This window comes from Paenibacillus camerounensis (assembly GCF_000723885.1).
Lineage (GTDB): Bacteria > Bacillota > Bacilli > Paenibacillales > Paenibacillaceae > Paenibacillus_AQ > Paenibacillus_AQ camerounensis.
This window is the reverse complement of the sequence record NZ_CCDG010000007.1, coordinates 40,967-60,347: the sequence shown is the minus strand read 5'-3', so window position 1 is coordinate 60,347 and position 19,381 is coordinate 40,967. Positions and strand designations below refer to the sequence as shown.

The window sequence follows — 19,381 nt, the reverse complement described above, 5'->3', positions numbered from 1 at the left end:
TTCTACAACGAAGTGAAAACGGTTACTACTGTTTATGTGCAAAAAAAGAGGCAGGAAGCTGCCTCTCGCCGGTATCACCTTAGAAGAATGTTGTCTATATCCTTTTGCGGAGTGCCGCTTTGCCTCGTGATCTGATAGAATTATTATTGATGGCCTTGTTTATCCAGTCTTCCGGTTGATGACGCTTCAGCGCTTACGGCTGCATTCCGTCCTCAATCCGTTTCATAAATTCTTCAACAGCGCTGTAGCCGAGCTGCTTCAGATACCAGTTGTTGGCGGCAGCCTCGATTAAGCCGGCTACATCGCGTCCCGGCTGAAGCTGAACCTCAATATGCGGGATCTTCACGCCGAGATATTCGGTGAACTGGGGCACCAGCTCCAGCTCATTGTTAAGTGCGTTCTCACGCCAAGGGCATAGCTCAATATCAAGTACAATCCGGGTCTCATCCTGGAAGGCCTTGCGCCCGTACTGGCGGACCACATTGATCAGGCCGATGCTGCGCAGCGCCAGGAACTCGCGTGTGGTCTCGTTGTGGGTGCCAAGCAGTGTAGCCGGACCCAGCTTTTTGAGCACGACAATGTCGTCGGCTACGAAGCGGTGGCCTCTGCGGATCAGGGTGTGTGCCGTTTCGCTTTTGCCGATGCCCGATTTGCCCCGCAGCAGAATGCCTATACCGGACACGTTCACACAGACGCCGTGTATGGACAGCTCAGGCGCCAGCGCCTTGACCAGATAGCTGTCCAGCTTGGCGATGAACTCGTTGGTCGTTTCTGCTGTCCGCAGCAGGGGAATCCCCTCCTGGTTACAGAAATGCGTAAGATAAGGGATCTCCTGCTGTCCTGTCGTGACAATAAAGCACGGGGGATGATATTTGACGATATTGCCGATATGATGCACGCGGTCCTCTACACTCAGCGTAAGCAGATAATTAATCTCCTTGCGGCCGAGCACCTGCACCCGCTCCATCGGAAAGAAATCAAAATAACCGACAAATTCCAGGCCTGGCCGGTGTGTCCGCGGCCGCGTAACCTGGCGGTCCATCCGGCTCGCTCCAGCAAGCACCTCCAGGTGGAATTTATCAGTTAGGCTCTGAACGGTGATTGACTTCATAGGGCTCTCCTCCTGCAGCTAGGGCGTATCCCGGATACGCCTGACATTTATTAGATTAGTTGTCGGTAATATTCAACGGCCGGGGCAGCTCTACCTTCTCTTTGTTATAGATTCCTCTAAAAATCTTGTAATCTTCATAACCTGATTATATATTAAAAATATTACCTAAGCCTTAAGACCCACAGAAATTCATAATATACCAATAAATGCAAGAGGGTGCGGCGTATTGGATTTGGGATCGTGGATTGATCTGATCATGTGCTTTATTCTGTTCCTGCTGTTCATATACATTTTTGTCTCTGTCACTATAACCAGACTGCACAAGGTATACCTGGGCTTTCATTTCTCGATGATGCTGTGGCCGTATTGCCAGTTCGCGATCAAAACGGTCGATGATCCGGTATATCAGCTGTTCTATGTGAAGCTAGCCTTTGTCGATGCGTCCATGCTGGTTGCCGGCTGGATCTTTTTCACCATCCTGATCTCCGGCCAGACACAGTTCCTTAAGCGCAAAATATTAATCCTGCTGTTCCTCCCTGCGGTCTTCTCCTCGCTCGGAGTAATACTCAATCCGTACGGCTGGTTCGTTACTCCGGTTAACGGAGGATACGTCGAGCGTATTTACGGGCCTATTTTCTGGATTAACATTGTCATTCTAGTTATTCACGCTCTCGTTTCCCTGTACATTATTTATGTTGCGCTAGTCTCCGACCAGGCGTCCCGGATTAAGAACCAGATTATGTATATGCTCAAAGGCATAATTGCAGTAACGGTGTTTCTGCTGCTGGATGTCCTGCTGAATGTTGTGCTTGACGACTATCTGCCGGTCATACCGGGATTCACTTCGCTTGGTATTGTCATCTCTGCCGTGTTCTTTGTCATTACCATTCATCAGGACAAGGTATTCGATATTGTGACCATTGCCCACCAGGATATTATTGATACGATGGAATACGGTATTCTCGTGCTGGATGATCAGGAGCGGGTGATGGAGATGAATCAGGCTCTGCACCCTTACTCCCGGCTCAAGGCCGGTGAACGCTTTAACATGGAGGCTTTTCTGCCGGACAAGACAGATGCCATTGCACAATTTCTGAGACAATACCGGGAACGGCCGGAGGAGATTGCCGAAATTGAATGCCTGCATCCGGACGGCCAGCTCTATATTAACATTCATGCTGCGCCCATCCTGGTAAGCTCAGTCCGGGCGGGGCGGACTATCACCTTCCAGGATATCACCGAGCTCCGCCGGCTTATTGATGAAACGAATCATCAGAACGCCATCCTGCAGGAAAAGAATGAATCCCTGATCAAGGTTCAGGAGGAGCTGTCCCGGACGAACCGCAAGCTGACGAAGATGGCCATTACCGACAGCCTCACCGCCTGCTATAACCGGCACTATCTGACACAGCAGCTGGAGCGTGAAGTGACCGAGAAGCGCGGGCTGCATGCTCAGGCAGCCGTTATCCTCATTGATATCGATTTCTTCAAAGCGGTGAACGACCGTTACGGCCATCTGGCCGGTGACCTGGTCATCTGCAGTACGGTAGAGGTGCTGCAGCGCGCACTGCGTGAGCATGATATCTTGGCCCGCTATGGCGGCGAGGAATTTATTATTTATTTGCCCGATACCGGAGAAGCAGAAGCGCTTGCCATTGCCAAGCAGCTGAAGGCCGCCGTCGCCTCCAATAAAGTAAGCATCGATAATGTCGCCCATCCGGTATGGGTGACCATCAGCATGGGAGTGCTCAGCATCAATGAGTTCAGCCCCGAACAGCCGGGGGATGCTTCAGCTTACCTGAACGACCTGCTCAAAACCGTAGACAAGGCACTCTATGCCGCCAAGCACCAGGGCCGCAACCGGATCGTCTCGGTACGGCGCTAATCCTGGCGCACAGCAAAAGACCGTTACCGGACAAGCATTCCCGGTAACGGTCTTTTGCACTGCATTCCTAAGCTGCTTCTTCTTATTGCATGGCTTCCGACAGCCCGGTAAAAATAACCCCCAGCGCATAAGCACCTGCATCGGGATAACCGAGGCTCCGCTCGCCGACGGTGCCAGCCCGGCCCATACGGGCTACGATATCGCCGGTCTGCCGCGCTCCCTCAACCGCAGCCGCTGCCGCCTTCGCCGAGGCGGTGCTGAAGCCGTCGCCCTGTGCGGCGCTGTCCTTCCACGACTGCGCGTATGGAACCAGCGCGTCGATCAGCGTTTTGTCGCCGGCAACCGCGCCTCTTCCGAAGGCCCGCTCACCTGTATCCTGGATGCCCTTAACCACAGCCTCCAGCATTTCAGCCAGCTCGGCCATGCTCAGGCCGCTCCGGTCACCGGCATATTTGCCGGCCGCCCGGAAGGCAGAGCCCCAGATCGGGCCGGATGCCCCGCCGCAGTGCTCCATAATAATCAGCGAGCACGCATCCAGGAAGCTGCCTGTGTCAGCTGCATGATTCTGCGTAATATCCTTCCATTCGGTTTTGAGCTGCTTGAACCCCTTGGCCACGCTCATACCGAAGTCACCGTCCCCCGCATGGGCATCAAGCTCACAGAACGGAACCTCATTCTCGATGATGATTTCGCTCATTTTATCAATGGCATAGATAAGATTATTCAGAGTAAAGGTATCTCCTGTAACCTTGGCATACGCTGCATCTGTATCGCACTTAAACGAAACTTCCTGCTCCGTCTCAGGCTGCTGGATAACCTCGGTGTACTGCACCGGCTCGAACGGACCTTGAAGAACTAGGGCAGGGGTGTGGCACTCATCGGCAAGCAGCGACTTCAGCTCATCATCCAGCTTCATCAGCGACAGTGAAGCCCCGGCCATATCAATGCTCGTCATGAAATTTCCGACCAGTACGTTATGCACGGTAACCTGTTTCGCATCCAGCTCACGGATAACCGAGTTGCCGAGCAGATAGAGCTCCTGAAGCGGGGTTGCCCCGAAGCCGTTGACCAGCACCGTTACCTCGCGTGCGGCAGTGCCGTCTGCGCCCAGGCTTTCCAGCAGGGCGGCTACCATTCTCGCTGCCAGCTCATCCGCGGTTACAACCGGCTCCCTGCGGATACCGGGCTCACCGTGAATGCCTACCCCGTACTCCATTTCGTTATCCTCAAGCTGGAAGGTTGGTGTTCCCTTTGCAGGTACTGTACAGGAAGTGAAGGCGAACCCGATGCTGCGGATATTGGCAATGGCCTTTTCCGCCGCCTTCTTCACCTCTGCCAGAGGCAGACCGCGCTCGGCCGCCGCGCCGGCAATCTTATGCACCAGCACTGTTCCGGCCACCCCTCTTTTCCCTACGGTATAGAGGCTGTCTTCAACGGCGATGTCATCGTCTACCTTGACATAATCGACCTCAATACCGTCTTCTCCGGCGAGGAACGCCGCATTCTTGAAGTTCATCATATCGCCGCTGTAATTCTTGATAACCAGCAGCGTTCCCTTTTGGCCCGCAGTGGAGCGGATTGCCTGGTAGATTTGAATCTGGGAAGGCGAAGCAAAAATATCCCCGCAAACCGCCGCATCCAGCATCCCTTTGCCGACAAAGCCGGCATGGGCAGGCTCATGCCCGCTGCCGCCGCCGCTGATCAAAGTTACCTTATCGGGATTCAGCTGCTTTTTCTGAATCACCTTATGCTTGCTGTTGAATTCCAGGGACGGATGGGCCAGCACCAGCCCGCTGCACATTTCCCTCACTAGCGTCTCCGGTGCATTAATAATCTTCTTCATCTTATGCCCCCTTGCTCTGCTTGTAGTTGCGTCCGAGCTGATCCGCTACCCGGATTGCCGCTGCTACAGCTTCTACCGTAATAGGGAAAGGCATGGAATGGATCGACTCTTCTGCAATACAGGCCTTCCGCGCAACTTCCAGCAGCTCTTCCTGCGAAATACTGTCTACTCCGATATCCTCAAGGCAGACCGGCAGGCCGATGGACAGGCAGAAGCCGAATACCTCGTTCAGCTCGCTGGACGGGGCATTTTCAAGCACCAGCTGGGCAATTGTGCTGAAGGCTACCTTTTCACCGTGATAGTAGTGATGCGTGCCTTCCAGAGAGGTCAGACCGTTATGGATCGCATGGGCTGCAGCCAGACCGCCGCTCTCAAAGCCGAGTCCGGACAGCAGAATGTTAGCCTCGATGATATTTTCCAGCGCAGGCGTCACCTGATTGCAATCGCTGGCTACCTTCGCATGCAATCCGTCCTTAAGCAGCGTTTCATAGCAGAATTTCGCCATCATCAGGGCCGTATTTGTTCCCTTGGCCGGTCCGCATACGCCTTCACGTACTCCGCTCGGCAGGCCGGCGTTGACATTGGAATAGGAATTGGACGTCGATCTCGCTTCAAAATAAGTGGAAAGCGCATCCCCCATCCCGGATACCAGAAACCGGGTCGGTGCGTTGGCAATTACTGTTGTATCAATCATAACCACACTAGGGCTTTGTTTAAAATATGCATAATCATCAAACTGTCCGTCCGGAGTATAGAGAACCGCCGAGTGGCTTGTCGGTGCGTCAGTCGCAGCAATCGTCGGCACAATAATCAGGGCTTCGCCCTCGGCTACACATTTAGCTGTATCAATGGCTTTACCTCCGCCGAGTCCGATGGTACAGGAGCAGGAATGCTCACGGGCCAGCTCCTTCAGGCGGGCAACCTCCTCACGCGAGCATTCGCCGCGGAAGTTGCTTTCGACGAGAGTGATTTTAAACTTTTCAATGGTGGAATCCAGCTTAGCCTGCACACGCTTTACATCATCCGGATGGGCAATAAGCAGCGCAGACTGGCCGAAGGTCTGTACAAAGTAACCCAGATTGAGCAGTTCGTCCTCACCCTGCACGTATTTGGTCGGGCTGATAAAGGCTTTTCTCATCTTAATTCCTCCTAAAAATGTCGTGAGCTTCTTACGTCAAGTATAGTCTGCCCATTCTTTTTAAGCATTGTACTCTGCCTGCTACATTAAGCGTTTTCAGATTGTGTTTTCTTGTTGTATACTTATTGAATAGTATTATCTTGCACTTTATTGCCCGGATAGGAGGATCTTACACCCATGAGCAATCCGCTGTTCAAGCTGGAGAACATTATTGACCTCGAGAAATGGGATGCGCTTCAGGACTCACTCGCACGGGTTACCAAGATGGCGATCATCACCGTCAATTACAAAGGGGTTCCCGTCAGCAAGCACAGCCACTGTCAACCCTTCTGCCAGGGCGTAAGGAAGGATGACATGCTGTCCCCGTTCTGCCAGAAATGTGATGCCCGGGGCGGCCTTGAAGCCGTCCGTCTAAATGCGCCCTATATCTACAAATGCCACTTTAATATTATTGATATTGCGATTCCGATCATTATAGACAATCAATACATAGGCGCGGTTATGGCCGGACAGATCCGGCTCCGCGACTCCGACCAGCAGCAGCTGGAGCAGCTCGTCTCCCGGCCGCCAAGCGACGCTACCGAGCTTAAATTCCAGGCCCTTGAAGCGGAATATGCCTCACTGCCGACGCTGTCCTATGATGAGGTTTCAACCATTGCCGGCATGCTGTATGATCTGTGCAACTATATTGTTGAAGAAGCGATCACCAAGAATGCCACCATCCAGCTGTACAAAAAAACACTGCTCTCCGAAGCGCCGCAAGGCCCCGATGCTGAATATGCTGCCTCTCCCGTGCCGGCTGTCGGCAGCCTCCAGGCGATTCAAAACGAGCTTTCTAGCGCGCTGGTCGAGCATTCCATCAAAGAGCTGAGCGTAATGCAGTACCGCGCGGCGAACCCGCTGCTGCAGCCTGCCTTTGATTATCTCTACCAGCATAAGAACAAGAACTTCACCCTGGCTGAACTGGCCAGACAATGCCACATCAGCCCCAGCTATTTCAGCCGGATTTTTACCAGAGAGACCGGTGAGAACTTCTCCACCTTCGCTCCGCGCCTGAAGATCGAATGGGCCAAGCAGCTTCTTGTGGCAACGGAACAGCCCGTCAACCTGATCAGCGATGTGCTGGGCTTCTGCGATGCCGGCTACTTCATCAAGACCTTTAAGAAGTTTGAGCATCTTACCCCCGCAGTATACAGAAGCAGGCTGCGGGAGACGCATTAGCGCGCTTCTTGCAGATGCCTGGAGGTGAGTGGAGGTGTCTGGATGAACCGCACATTGTTAATTTAACCGCAGGTACGGGTAGTCAGCTTAGTTGCTCGCAGGCACTCGCAGTTACTTGCAGTCACTCGCAGTCACTCGCAGTTACTTGCAGTCACTCACAGTTACTTGCAGGCACTCGCAGGTACTCGCAGGCAATCGCTGTCACTCGCAGACACTCGCAGTCACTCGCAGTTACTCGCAGGCACTTGCAGGTACTCGCAGGCAATCGCAGTCACTCGCAGTCACTCGCAGTCACTCGCAGTCACTTGCAGTCACTTGCGGTTACTCGCTGTCACTTACAGACACTCGCAGGCACTTGCAGCACTCGCAGTTACTCGCAGTCACTTGCAGTTACTCGCTGTCACTCACAGTTACTCGCTGTCACTTACAGATACTTGCAGTCACTCGCAGTTACTCGCAGTTACTTGCAGTCACTCGCAGGCACTCGCAGCGCTCACGCCCATCAGATTAAGTGGAAATTCGCCACCTAATTCCCTCCAGAATCGCGAACTGAAGACATTAGTGGGAAAACGTCCATCTAATTCACTGATTTCACCTCCAAAGAGGAAAAACGCCCGGATTAAGTGACGTTTTTCCAACTAAATTTCATAAATTCCTGATTAGCCTAGAATTAAGTGATCAAAATCAAACTAATTTCCTAATCTCCCTTTGCGTCTCATATCCGGCTGAGTTAGGACTCTGACGTTGCCCGCTTCTGCCGAAATCAAAGGCATGTTTGCCCTTTATTCTGTCCGTTTGCCCGCTTCTGCCAGAATCAAAGGTATTTATTCCTTCAGTCCGCCCATTCTTCCGCTTCCGCCCAAATCAAAGGCCTCTCTGCTCTTCATTCTGTCCGTTCTCTGGGCAGCCACGGCCAGGGGATGTCTGACTATCCCAGACTCCCTAGACTCCCTAGACTCCCTAGACTCCCTAGACTCCCTAAACTCCCTAGACTCCCCAGACTCCCCAGACTCCCCAGACTTCCCAGACTCCCTAGACTCCCCAGACTTCTCCCAAGCCTTCCCAGACTCCCTAGACTCCCCAGACTTCCCAGACTCCCTAGACCCCCTAGACTCCCTAGACTTCCCAGACTCCCTAGACTCCCCAGACTTCCCGGACTCCCTAGACTCCCCGACTCCCCGCGCTATCCCGAACATCCCCGGACTTTCCCTGTCATTTCCCGAATTTCCTGCATCCTGCATCACCTTTATCACCTTTCCCCCTATCATGCAACAAAGGCAGACCCCCGCCGGACGGGGACCTGCCTTCTAATGTATTAACGGATGTTAGCCTGCTTCTGCGGCTTTTCTTCACTTAGCCCCAGCGTCTTGGTGTCCGACGCCAGAACCTCCTTCAGCAGCTCCGGCCGGGAAGCCAGCGGTGCGCCGTAAGAAGGAATCATCTCCTTAATCTTCGGCTCCCAGGCCTTGAAGTGCTGCGGGAAGCACTTCTCCAGCACCTCCAGCATGACATGCACAGCCGTAGATGCACCTGGAGACGCACCAAGCAGGGCGGCTACCGAGCCGTCGGAGGCGCTGACCACCTCGGTCCCGAACTGGAGCGTGCCTCTGCCATCCGGCGTATCCTTAATGACCTGAACACGCTGGCCGGCTACGACGATCTTCCAGTCAGCGGTTTTGGCGTTCGGAATGAACTCTCGCAGCTCATTCATCCGCTGCTCGTTCGAGAGCATCAGCTGCTGGATCAGATATTTGGTCAGAGCCATTTCCTTGGCACCCGCGGCCAGCATCGTGAACAGATTGTTCGGCTTCACCGAGCCGATCAGGTCGAGGTTGGAGCCGGTTTTGAGAAACTTCGGCGAGAAGCCGGCAAACGGCCCGAACAGCAGCGCCTTTTTATTGTTGATATAACGGGTATCCAGATGCGGAACCGACATCGGCGGGGCACCAAGCTTAGCTTTGCCGTATACCTTGGCATGATGCCGCTCGACAATCTCGGGGTTATCGCAGACCATGAACAGCCCGCTTACCGGGAAGCCGCCGATATGCCTTGACTCGGGAATCCCTGTCTTCTGCAGCAGTGCCAGACTGCCGCCGCCCGCCCCGATAAACACGAATTTGGCAGCGTGTGATTCCATCTGTCGGCTGTTCAGATTATGCACCCGAACTCGCCAATCACCGTCTGCTGCGCGCCGGATGTCTTTTATCGCATGCCTGTAATGAACCTCGACCTTGCGGCTCTGCAGATGATCGAACAGCAGCCGGGTCAGCGAACCGAAGTTAACATCCGTACCTGAAGTAATCCGGGTTGCGGCAACCGGCTCACTGGAGCTGCGGCCCTCCATCATCAGCGGAAGCCATTCCTTCAGCTTCTTGGGATCATCTGAGAACTCCATGCCCTGGAACAGCGGATTCTGTGAGAGCGCTTTAAATCGCTTATTCAGAAAAGCTACATTCTTCTCTCCCTCAACCCAGCTCATATGGGGAATCGGCATAATGAAATCCTGCGGGCGGCGGATCAGCTGATTCCGGACAAGATAGGACCAGAACTGCCGGGACAGCTGAAACTGCTCATTGATTTTGACAGCCTTGCTGATATCGACTGATCCGTCCGGCTTCTCCGACGTATAATTCAGCTCGCACAGCGCCGCATGTCCGGTACCGGCATTATTCCACTCGTTGGAGCTCTCTTCACCCGCGCCTGCAAGCTTCTCAAACACTTTAATGTTCCAGTCCGGCGCCAGCTCTTTCAGCAGGGCTCCCAAAGTCGCACTCATGACTCCTGCACCAATCAAGATAACGTCTGTTTTTTTGTGTACGCTGCTCATAAAAAACCTTCCTTATCTCTTTGAATTTGCCAAAAGAGCCGGGCCGCTGTACAAGCTGCTTGAGGCCAGGCTCTCCTAAGGAATACTATTAAAATGTTAATTAGCTGTTATCAGATAATTATATACAATTTGAAGGAAATAAAAAATCAAAAGTTCACGTGAAATGAAGGGAATTTGGACATCCTTTAATCCAGCTCTGCCCGTGAGAAAAGATCATGGATCAGCTGCTCATTCTCACAGGCCTGCTTGAAGCCGAGAATGAAGTCTTGCAGCGCCGCCCGGTCAGAGGAATAGGCACAGAACATATCGGCTTCCGGGTCAAAATGCACAAGCTCCAGCAGCTGCGGCATCCGCTCTTCAAGAAATACTGACGCAAGCGAAGCCCAATCGTACCCGTTACCCTCGAAGCCCTCATCTGCCCGTGCAGCAAACAGCTCATGCTTGTAGCTCCCGACAACCAGAATGACGGACATTCCGCCGTTAGCCTGCTCAACCAGCTTAAACGGAGCCACCGCTGCTTCCGTTACTGCAGGCCTTGCAGTCCCTGCCTCAGTCTCAGCTCCCACCTTTGCCAACCCAGCCTTAGTATCAGCGGCTATCTCTGCTGTCCCTCTGCTATCCCCAGTCCCAGCTGCCACCGCTGCTTCACCTGCTTCTGTCACCTTCACAGTCTCTTCGGATTCATCCGCTACGAGAGACGCAGCCTCCAGCTCCTGCAGTGCACGGCCAGACGCCTCGGCTGTAAAAGCCAGCTTCCCGTGGGACTTCACAATCTGCCCCTCCCTGATCCGCCGGTCCAGCCAGTCGGTGATGAAGCCGGGAGCGTAGCCGCCCTGTCCAAAAGCTCCGCCGAAAGCGATCATCTTGGGATACGCTTCAAGATATTCCTCCCGGCTTGGCTGCGGATAAGCACTCGTATACAGCGCGAACTGTACATCGTACATCAGCAGAGACAGCTCATCGGCATGGAACGAGAAATAGCCTTTCTCGCGGACAACACGGCGGCATACAGCCCTGATCTGATCCTCCAGCTGCTCTGCTTCAGGCATCCGGCTGCACAGCTCAGCGAGCAGAGGCGAGAATTCGCCCTCCTGCACCTTGCGCAAATCCTCCTCCCTGTCCTCTGCTGAGGTATCATATAAGTCCTCATGCACAAGGCCGCGGATAAAGGTCTCAAAATCCGGTGCCAGGTACGTAATTTCATAATCTGCCTCCTGATCCACATGGATTACCTCAGGCTCTCCATCCTTGCCGCAGTGCCGGTAATCCAGCATGATTACATCATGACCGGCTGACGGACAGTCGCAGATGACCACTCCGATATCAGGGTAGCCCCATTCCTCAATCATGAACGGGCTGCCGAGATCGCCGCACAGCGAATAGGATTTATCCCGCCCGATTCCCATGATTCCTGTAATCGCGGCATGATCATCCGCCCAGGAGGTCGGCACCTTTGTAGGGAAGCAGGTGTTGTGCGGAACACCGCCGTTATGCTGCTTCATCAGCGTAATATAAGAAGCGGGCAGCTTGTAGCCAAGCTCCTGCTCAACAGATGCAATCAATTCATCATCCGGCGGATCGCTGACATAGGACTCCAAGGCATAATTGCTGTCATCCCAGAAAGCCTTAAGGTCCATTCCTTCAAAAGGTATCCCTGTACGCTCCTGTGTCCTGCTCTGCTCGCGGTTAGCCGCAATTATCCGCTCCTGCTCCAGCTTCCTCCGGCTCCAGTCCAGCAGCATCGCCGAATGCTCATCGCCCGGATTAAGGGCAAGCGCAGCACGGAAGGCCTGCACAGCCTCCTCGTGTCGGTCCAGATAATAATAGGAGTACCCGGTACGGAAATGCCATAGCGGGTCCTTCTGCCCTTCTTCCGCTATCAAATGAAACTGCTCCAGACCTTCCTCATACAAGTCCAGGTTGTTGTATGCCCTGCCTAGGCTGCTAATCATCCCGTAATCACGTTCTGAAGCGGGAATTTCCAGTATCACATCCACAATCCTCTGATGCTCGTCATTCTCATGCCACTGTGCCAATTGTGAGGTTAGATTCATATTCATAGTCTGCGGACTTCCTCTCTGTAAATATAGGATTCTCTTATTTTACCAGAGAGAGGGCAGTGAATGAAAACGGGAGGCTGCCCCGCCGAAAGGATAATGGGCTTTTTTGTCGAATAGATAGGCCTTGAACGGAGATTTGGCAATACGCACTACCTACACTGTTAACATGACGGGAGGAAGAACTCACTATGGCTTTTACCATTAATAATCTCAAAGATAACAGCAACGTTATTATCAAGGAACAGCTTGGCGGATTCACAGTAATTGAATATAAAGAGGATCTGAGCAGCACCACCATGATGGAGGCGCAATTAAACTACTTCATGAGCAGAAGTAATATGCGCAACAAGCAGCTGATGATTGAGCTGAATAACAGCGAGGTTGTGCTTAGCGCAGGCGCTATGCAGTATATGGTCGGTAACATTGAAATGACCTCAGGTGTTAAGGGTGTCGGCGGGCTGATGCGTAATATCATGTCCAGTGCGGTAACCGGAACTACAGCCATCAGGCCGCAGTACAAAGGAACCGGGACAATTCTGCTGGAGACCACTTACAAATATCTATGGCTGATTGATGTCGACAACGATCATATTGTTATGGATGACGGCATGTTCCTGGCCTGTGAGAGCTCACTGGAGCTGTCTGTTTCTGCCCGCAAAAACCTGTCCTCTGCCGCACTCGGCGGAGAAGGCCTGTTCAACTTAAGCGCCCGCGGCAAAGGAATTCTCGCGCTCGAAGCACCGATTCCTTCCGAAGAAGCCGTTGTGGTAGAGCTTAACAATGATGTACTGAAAGTGGACGGAAATTTCGCGCTGATGTGGTCGAGTAGCCTGGACTTCACGGTCGAGAAATCCGGCAAAACCAAGCTTGGCTCCGCCGTCTCCGGCGAAGGCCTGGTCAACGTCTACCGCGGAACCGGCATGGTCTGGCTGGCGCCGCTGATGCAATACAAGAACAGCATATTCACACCTAACGCCTAAAGTTACGATAGCTCCCTGCTAAGTCTGATAAGTATTTTATATGGAGGGAGGTTGCATAAATGCCGCGGACCTATGAAGAGCTTGCCCAATATTTTACTGCTACGCCCGTCCAGCTGTACGGTGTGTATCAGACCTGGCTGGAGGGCAGCCGGATTTATGGCGGGCATGTCCACAAGCCGACTACAAAATGTGCGGTGATCATTGCGCTTAAGGGAGAAGCCCTGTTTGCCTTCGATGGCGGGGAGCATTACCAGCTGAAGCCCGGCCATATTCTGATTGGAGGTGCACACAGGCATCTCGAAATCACTACGGGTACAGATGGCTTTCAGTATTTCCTGGCCCATTTCCTGCCTGATGAACCGGCTGGTGCAGAGGGACAACGCCGCAAGGAGGATATTTCCCGTCTGGAAGCTGCGCTGAACCCGGAGCTGCTGCCTCTGATGGAGCAGCTGCTGGATTCAGCCTCTGCCCCTGATGTGCTCGGACGGCTGAATCAGCGGTCACTGTTCTACCAGCTGATTACGCGGGCTCTGCAAGCCGAGCGCCATCACCAGAATAAGGACAGCTATCTCCTGATTGAGGACGCGATGAAGTATATTCAGACCCATTACACGGAGCCGCTGACGCTGTCCAAGCTTGCCGGGCTCTATCAGCTGAAGCCCAAATACTTCTCCTATTTATTCACCAAGTATACAGGCACCGGGCCGATTGACTATCTGATTCACTACCGGATGAACAAAGCGCATGAATGGCTGCTGACCAAGCAGTTCTCCGTAGCTGCGGTCGCCAAGAGCATCGGCTACTCCGACCCTTACTATTTCAGCCGGCTGTTCAAAAAATATAAAGGGATCGCGCCCAGCCAGGTCGACTTTGACAGCAAGGAAGGCTGAGGCGAAATTGTCCATCATTCGATCAGGAATCTCTTCATTCTCATTTGCGCAGGATGGTGGTACTATTGGAAATGCAATTGATAATCATTTTCAATAGAGGAGCCATCTAACCTATGAAAGCACAACGAGCCACATCGTGGTCTGCCCTTCTTGCAGGAATGTTCAGCCTGCTTCTGCTGCTGAGCGCCTGCTCAAGCAATGCCAATTCCGGTACAAGCGGGGCTGCTGTCAGCCCTTCACCGGCTGCGCCACAGCAGGAAGCTGCTGCTGCCGAAGACCCGGCCTTCCCGCGGACAATAGAAGCGGCTAACGGAAGCATTACTATTGACGCGAAGCCGGAACGGGTTGCTGTAGTCCACTGGGGTTACGTCGATTCCCTTCTGCTGTTCGATCTGCCGTCTGCCGGTCTCGCGCTGCCGTTCACGGAAGACACCTCATCGCTCGGAACGGATACGTACAAGCCCTATGTAGACCGGATCGGCGAGCTGGTGATTGTCGGCGAGAACACCACCGTCAATATGGAGGCGCTGCTGGCTTACGGGCCGGATCTGATCATCGCGGGCAACACCGTGAACGCAGAGGTAACGGAGCAGCTGGAGAAAATTGCAGCCACTGTTGTGATTGATGAAGCAGCAACCGATGTATGGAGCAACTGGCCTGCCCTTGTTACAGCGTTCGGCCAAATCCTGGGCCAGGAAGAAACTGCAGAGCATTTCATCAGCGGCTATCAGGCCAAGGTGGCGGAGGCCAAAGAGAAGCTGGCCGGCGTGGAGGGCAATATAGCCTTCCTGCAGGTGCGCAACAACGTTGCCTATCTGGGCGGCATCAAATATCTGACTCCTTACTATGATCAGGGAATCGGCCTGACCCCGCCGGATGATCCTGCCATGGCAGACGGGGCCGAGATGTCGCTGGAGACGCTGGCTGCACTCAATCCCGATCATCTGATTCTCGGCTACTTCAACTACGACAGCCCGGAAACAGCCTCCATTACGGATGAATGGGAGCAGACGGAGGTCTGGAAGAAGCTGAAAGCCGTAGAGAGCGGACAGACCTACGCGGTTAACGGCGCTCTCGCCATGGGTTACGGCCCGCTGGCCAATACTTACGGTGTAGAAGCGGTACTTGAAGCTTTGGATAAATAAAGCGCATCAGGCGCATAGACAAAGGGCAGCCCCGCAGGCCGGAAACGGCTTGACAGGCTGCCCTCTTTTTTAGATAAAACCTGCTTCAAATATACTTGTCCTTCAGCTGATCGCTCCCGACTCCGCCGCCTACCATCAGAACCAGCGGCAAAAAGTTGGTAACCGCCTTTGGCAGACCCTCAAGAATCTGAATGTCAGCATTTGTGAAATGGTTCAGCCCAATAATCACGATTTTGACAACCAGCAGAAATCCCCCCAGCAAAAACACACTGTCAAACAGCGCCTTCCACTTCGGGTACGCCAGCTGCCTGCTGTCCTGGATAACCTTCTCCTTCAACCCGTCATCCCCCCTCAACAGCTCATCTATCGTAATACCGAACAGATCGCTCAGATCTATAATGACCTCGATACTCGGATAGTTTTTGCCTGTCTCCCACTTGGATACGGACTGGCGGCTAACATGCAGCTTTTCAGCAAGCTCTGCCTGGGACCAGCCCAGCTTTTCCCGTTCGCGTTTTAATTGTTCACTGAAAATCACCGGTTGCACGCCCTCTCCTGACAGTTAGATTATTGGGGGTTCTTCAGCTTGAAGTAAAGCTAGTTGTAGGCGCATCAAGGGGCAACCTTAGGTTGCAGCCTCATTTCAGGCCTGATCTGGCGGCTGTCCAGTACGTGTTCAGAAAAGCTGTCCTGAATCCGGCCCGCTCCATATTGGCATGGCTGGCTGAGCCGAATTCCACATCGGTATACACTCTCTTGATGCCAAGTCCGGCGGCCTCAGCCAGCCGCTTGTTAATCAGTGAGGTCTGGCAGCCCCTGCCCCGGTACTCCGGAAAAGTATAGTCATTGGCCAGATAGCCCTCTTCCCCGCTAACGAACATAGAGCCCATCGAGGCAGGCTTTCCGCCGATACTTAACATATAATTCAGGAAATCTTCTCTGTAAAAATACTCCCTGGACCGCGCAATCATCTCCCCGGTGACTCTAAGCCCGCCCGCTGATTTCCTGATCCATTCGATGAACGTTTCAGCCGTCTGCTCCGTTACCCGCTCAATCTGAAACTCCGCAGACGTTACCGCAGAACGCTCATCCAAGTGCACATACAGAAAAGCGAGCTGCTCAGCAGGCAGGTAGCCTTTGCCGCATAACGCCCGGGTTACCTCTTCTGTCATATGATCCGGAGACAGATCAAAGCACGGGGCAGCATCCGGATAATGGCTCAGCAAGGTATCGAGCTGGTTCAGATCATCCGGGCCAAAGCCTTTGATGCGGTTATAGTAAGCCGATGCCGAATCCGTGTGGTCACGCAGCAGGGTAGTCCGGCCTGAAGACGTGATCTCCAGCCTCCGCGGTACATTAACCAGAGAACGTGCGGCATTCAGCCGGGTAAGCTCAATTTCAATTTGCTCGATATGATTCACATAATCCATCGGTTTCACAGGTTCAGCATCCCCTCTCTGCTACATTATATAGCCCATACTTGCAGATTTACATACAAGAAAGCAGCACCGCCCCTGTAAAAGAGGAAGTGCTGCTCTCTGCCGCGCGCGGTATTATCCGGTACTATACCTGTTACAAATTCTCAATCAGCGCCTTGATCGAGCTGTCTGTCTCAAGCGCACGGATAATGAGCGTTACCGCTTCGGCGCGTGTCGCATTGTGGGCCGGTGCGAAGGACGAAGCGGATACGCCTTGAACCAGATTGGCTGAGGCTGCCTGCTTAATTGCCGCTGCTGCCCAATAATTACTGCTTACGTCTGTAAAATTAGCTGAGCCGCCGCTTTCCAGCACGCCGAAATTCAGCACACGGGAGAGAATGGTGACCATCTCGGCGCGGGTGATGGTAGCTCCAGGCTTAAAGCTGCCGTCCGCATAGCCGGTTACAATCCCCTTATCCGCCAGGGCGCCGATATAGCCAGCCGCCCAGCTTGAGCCGGTATCCGTGAAATCAGCTGCTGCCGGACTTGCAGCCAATCCGAAGGCGCGGGCGATCATAGCTGCGAACTCGGCTCTGGTAACCTGGGCATTCGGACGGAATGAGCCGTTCTCATAGCCGCTGATAACCTGCAGCTTCACTGCAGCCGTAATGGCGCTGCTGCCCCAGTGCCCGGCAGTATCACTAAATGACGTATTCACGTTCTTCGTAGCGGCGATGGCATCGTTCACCGTCTTCAGAACAGACTCCTGGCTGATTACAGCCGACTGGAACGGATTCACGGCTGCTACCGGATTGGCAGTGCCCGGCTGTTCAACCGGAGTTACAGGATTAGTCACTCCTGCATTCCCTCCAGTAGTACCGCCTGTGTTATTGTTCGTGCCGCCGGGAGCAGTGCCTCCGTTACCCGGATTGCTGGCTGTTGTGTCTGTAACAATCAGGGCAATGCTGTTGTTCTGGTATATAAGCTGGGCGCTGCGTGTGCTTGGCAGCCCGTTAATCTCAACCGAGGCGAACTGGCCGGTCCGCTGGCTGTCTGCATAGGTAATCAGCGGAAGTACACCGCCGGCAGGCACATAGCTGTTCTCAAAATCCACCTGCAGCTTTCCGTCTGCTGCTACTTTTCCCTTAACCTCAAGCACATCACCGGAGCCCGTAACATTCAGTTCCAGTGTGCCGCCGGCAGCCTGCGTGAAATCTCCGCCGATGGTCATTTTACCGTACACGTTCTCCACTACGGTACCGTGGGTATTCACGACATCGCCGCTGCCGAAGGCTGTAGCTGAATCCCCTTCCAGCGTACCGCCGTTAACCTCAGTACCGCCAGTATAGGAGTTGCTGCCGGCCAGCGTCAACGTACCGCTGCCTTCCTTAGTCAGCGCGCCGGAGCCGGAAATGTCGTTCCGCCAGCGGTCTGCTGCATGGAAGCCGCCTTTGCCGGCATCCAGAGTCACCGTCACATCAGAATTGAATGCGCCGTAGCCGTCAGCTGCGGCGAACAGGTTCAGACGGCCCCAGCCCTCAGGATCATCCAGCAGTGGGTAGCCGGACTGAATCGCGGTTGTTGCCAATACCCCGCGGCGCTGCTCTGCGCTCAGATAAGGCAGGCGGGTCTCCAGCAATACTTCTGCGCCCTTGGGAACCACTGCAGGCTCAGCTGCAGAACCGATCTGCTGGAAGCTGTACGTCAATCTCTGGTTGAACTCCGCTTTATTCTTGGCATAATCACTGAACCGGTCCTCTGCTGTTCCGGTTTCCTTCAGCAGAACCTCATGGGCCTGATCGTAAGCCTTCTGCTTAAGCCCGGCATTCTCAGGATCGGCAAGCGTTGCTGCTGCCAGCGCCGTCGCCATTACCCGGCCGCCCATCACATCGAACGGCGAGTGCATCCCGGCTACAATCCGGTTGTTGCCCATTTCCGAAGCGCGTGTCAGCAGCTCCTGGAACCGCTCCGGAACAGCATAGGCCAGCGACAGGGCAGCGAGATAAGAGGCATTAGTATGGCCGCTCGGGAATCCGCCGTCCGTAGCAGGCGTACTGCTCATCGCCGGAACCAGCGTCGGCACAATTACCGAGGTATCGAGCCAGCGGAACGGGCGCATGTAATTATAGAACGCTTTTGACGGATTACTTGAAGCATAATTGCCGCGGAGCTTCCCGATCAGATCAACCATTGCACCCAGCTCGGAGTCGGAGTTTCCGCCTTTATTAGAACCTTTTTCATCGTTGTATTTCACTTTGGTGGCGTCAGCCGGAATCTCAGTAATCGAGGTGTATGTTTCCGATATCGTGCGGTAGACTTCAGACAAAGAACCAAGCCCGTCGACGGCACCGTAGGTCTGGCCTCTCCGGTCATCGAAGTAAGCCATATCTTCCTCTGCTTTGGTCCGCTTGGCTGCAACATCTGCTACATATTGAATGTTGGCATTCAGCACGCTGCTGTTCAGCTTGGTGCCGTTATCCCAGGAGGTGCCCGGTGTCCACAGCTTCAGGAAGCCGGAAAGAACACCGATAACGGGGTTGGAGTAAACCGCCATATTAACGGAAGTGCTGTTCTTGTAGTTGTCAACGAAATGTCCCCACTCCGGGGCAGCCGGGACCGGGACTGAAGAATCCGCGGGAGCAGCCGATGCAGGCGGCAAGGCAACAGAGCTGGAGAGGATGGCGAAACCGGCGGCAACAGATAATAGCTTTTTGGCAGTCTTTGTGTTCAAGTGGTTAGCTCCTATCATCATTTGTAGTCGATTCGAATCGGTCTCAATGTAGCATCAGGCCGCACAAACCGGCAATAAGACGATTTCTCCTTTCTATCACTTTGGGAGCATTAAGGGCGATCCGGCTGATTT

General features: G+C 53.7%; 14 protein-coding genes. 5 read left to right on the top strand and 9 right to left on the bottom strand.

Translation table 11 applies throughout. From position 1 onward, the window contains the following. Positions 1-193: 193 nt before the first annotated feature. Positions 194-1,111 (bottom strand): HPr(Ser) kinase/phosphatase, encoded by a 918-nt coding sequence (gene hprK / locus BN3772_RS03055; protein ID WP_042181739.1) that lies wholly within the window; start codon positions 1,109-1,111, stop codon positions 194-196. Positions 1,112-1,337: 226 nt separating this feature from the next. Here hprK and BN3772_RS03050 point away from each other — a divergent pair, with 226 nt between their 5' ends. Next, entirely contained in the window at positions 1,338-2,996 is a 1,659-nt protein-coding gene (locus tag BN3772_RS03050; RefSeq protein ID WP_042196537.1) for a histidine kinase N-terminal 7TM domain-containing diguanylate cyclase, read from the top strand. A gap of 82 nt (positions 2,997-3,078) precedes the next feature. Here BN3772_RS03050 and dhaK read toward each other — a convergent pair whose 3' ends face one another. Both dhaK and BN3772_RS03040 read right to left on the bottom strand, forming a co-directional pair. Beyond that, entirely contained in the window at positions 3,079-4,839 is a 1,761-nt protein-coding gene (gene dhaK, locus BN3772_RS03045) for a dihydroxyacetone kinase subunit DhaK (protein WP_042196536.1), read from the bottom strand. A gap of 1 nt (position 4,840) precedes the next feature. Then, the gene (locus BN3772_RS03040) at positions 4,841-5,977 is read right to left on the bottom strand and encodes a glycerol dehydrogenase (RefSeq protein ID WP_042196534.1); all 1,137 of its coding nucleotides are present in this window, start codon (positions 5,975-5,977) and stop codon (positions 4,841-4,843) included. A gap of 177 nt (positions 5,978-6,154) precedes the next feature. Between BN3772_RS03040 and BN3772_RS03035 the strand changes: the two genes are divergently transcribed. Beyond that, a complete protein-coding gene (locus tag BN3772_RS03035) occupies positions 6,155-7,198 on the top strand; it encodes a PocR ligand-binding domain-containing protein (RefSeq protein WP_042196532.1) in 1,044 nt (347 codons plus the stop codon). A gap of 824 nt (positions 7,199-8,022) precedes the next feature. On the opposite strand, the gene BN3772_RS03030 is transcribed toward BN3772_RS03035, so the two are convergent. The 3 genes from BN3772_RS03030 to BN3772_RS03020 all read right to left on the bottom strand — a co-directional run bounded on the left by BN3772_RS03030 (position 8,023) and on the right by BN3772_RS03020 (position 12,085). Beyond that, positions 8,023-8,451: a hypothetical protein gene (locus BN3772_RS03030; protein ID WP_157643531.1), complete on the bottom strand. Its 429-nt coding sequence runs from the start codon at positions 8,449-8,451 to the stop codon at positions 8,023-8,025. A gap of 62 nt (positions 8,452-8,513) precedes the next feature. After that, complete coding sequence (mqo, locus tag BN3772_RS03025; protein ID WP_042196529.1) at positions 8,514-10,025, bottom strand: malate dehydrogenase (quinone); 1,512 nt, start codon at positions 10,023-10,025, stop codon at positions 8,514-8,516. Positions 10,026-10,210: 185 nt separating this feature from the next. Further along, positions 10,211-12,085: an Imm51 family immunity protein gene (locus tag BN3772_RS03020; RefSeq protein WP_042196527.1), complete on the bottom strand. Its 1,875-nt coding sequence runs from the start codon at positions 12,083-12,085 to the stop codon at positions 10,211-10,213. 188 nt (positions 12,086-12,273) lie between these two features. Here BN3772_RS03020 and BN3772_RS03015 point away from each other — a divergent pair, with 188 nt between their 5' ends. From BN3772_RS03015 to BN3772_RS03005, 3 genes are all read left to right on the top strand, one after another. Continuing rightward, positions 12,274-13,065, top strand: a complete 792-nt coding sequence (locus BN3772_RS03015) for an AIM24 family protein (RefSeq protein WP_042196525.1) — start codon at positions 12,274-12,276, stop codon at positions 13,063-13,065. Positions 13,066-13,124: 59 nt separating this feature from the next. Then, positions 13,125-13,955, top strand: coding sequence for a helix-turn-helix transcriptional regulator (locus tag BN3772_RS03010; protein WP_042196523.1), 831 nt, complete (start codon positions 13,125-13,127; stop codon positions 13,953-13,955). A 113-nt stretch (positions 13,956-14,068) separates the two neighbouring features. After that, positions 14,069-15,100 (top strand): ABC transporter substrate-binding protein, encoded by a 1,032-nt coding sequence (locus BN3772_RS03005; RefSeq protein ID WP_042196521.1) that lies wholly within the window; start codon positions 14,069-14,071, stop codon positions 15,098-15,100. Between the two features lie 85 nt (positions 15,101-15,185). Here the strand turns inward: BN3772_RS03005 and BN3772_RS03000 are convergent, their stop codons facing one another. The 3 genes from BN3772_RS03000 to BN3772_RS02990 form a co-directional block, all read right to left on the bottom strand. Then, a complete protein-coding gene (locus BN3772_RS03000) occupies positions 15,186-15,638 on the bottom strand; it encodes a helix-turn-helix domain-containing protein (RefSeq protein WP_042196519.1) in 453 nt (150 codons plus the stop codon). A gap of 100 nt (positions 15,639-15,738) precedes the next feature. Next, entirely contained in the window at positions 15,739-16,530 is a 792-nt protein-coding gene (locus BN3772_RS02995) for a GNAT family N-acetyltransferase (RefSeq protein ID WP_244444669.1), read from the bottom strand. Between the two features lie 142 nt (positions 16,531-16,672). Next, positions 16,673-19,267 (bottom strand): S-layer homology domain-containing protein, encoded by a 2,595-nt coding sequence (locus tag BN3772_RS02990; RefSeq protein ID WP_042196597.1) that lies wholly within the window; start codon positions 19,265-19,267, stop codon positions 16,673-16,675. Positions 19,268-19,381 lie beyond the last annotated feature (114 nt).

Coding starts and splice junctions, on each gene's coding strand:
- hprK (WP_042181739.1), bottom strand. CDS start 1,111: ATGAAGTCAATCACCGTTCAGAGCCTAACTGATAAATTCCACCTGGAG.
- dhaK (WP_042196536.1), bottom strand. CDS start 4,839: ATGAAGAAGATTATTAATGCACCGGAGACGCTAGTGAGGGAAATGTGC.
- BN3772_RS03040 (WP_042196534.1), bottom strand. CDS start 5,977: ATGAGAAAAGCCTTTATCAGCCCGACCAAATACGTGCAGGGTGAGGAC.
- BN3772_RS03035 (WP_042196532.1), top strand. CDS start 6,155: ATGAGCAATCCGCTGTTCAAGCTGGAGAACATTATTGACCTCGAGAAA.
- mqo (WP_042196529.1), bottom strand. CDS start 10,025: ATGAGCAGCGTACACAAAAAAACAGACGTTATCTTGATTGGTGCAGGA.
- BN3772_RS03020 (WP_042196527.1), bottom strand. CDS start 12,085: ATGAATATGAATCTAACCTCACAATTGGCACAGTGGCATGAGAATGAC.
- BN3772_RS03015 (WP_042196525.1), top strand. CDS start 12,274: ATGGCTTTTACCATTAATAATCTCAAAGATAACAGCAACGTTATTATC.
- BN3772_RS03010 (WP_042196523.1), top strand. CDS start 13,125: ATGCCGCGGACCTATGAAGAGCTTGCCCAATATTTTACTGCTACGCCC.
- BN3772_RS03005 (WP_042196521.1), top strand. CDS start 14,069: ATGAAAGCACAACGAGCCACATCGTGGTCTGCCCTTCTTGCAGGAATG.
- BN3772_RS02995 (WP_244444669.1), bottom strand. CDS start 16,530: ATGGATTATGTGAATCATATCGAGCAAATTGAAATTGAGCTTACCCGG.
- BN3772_RS02990 (WP_042196597.1), bottom strand. CDS start 19,267: ATGATAGGAGCTAACCACTTGAACACAAAGACTGCCAAAAAGCTATTA.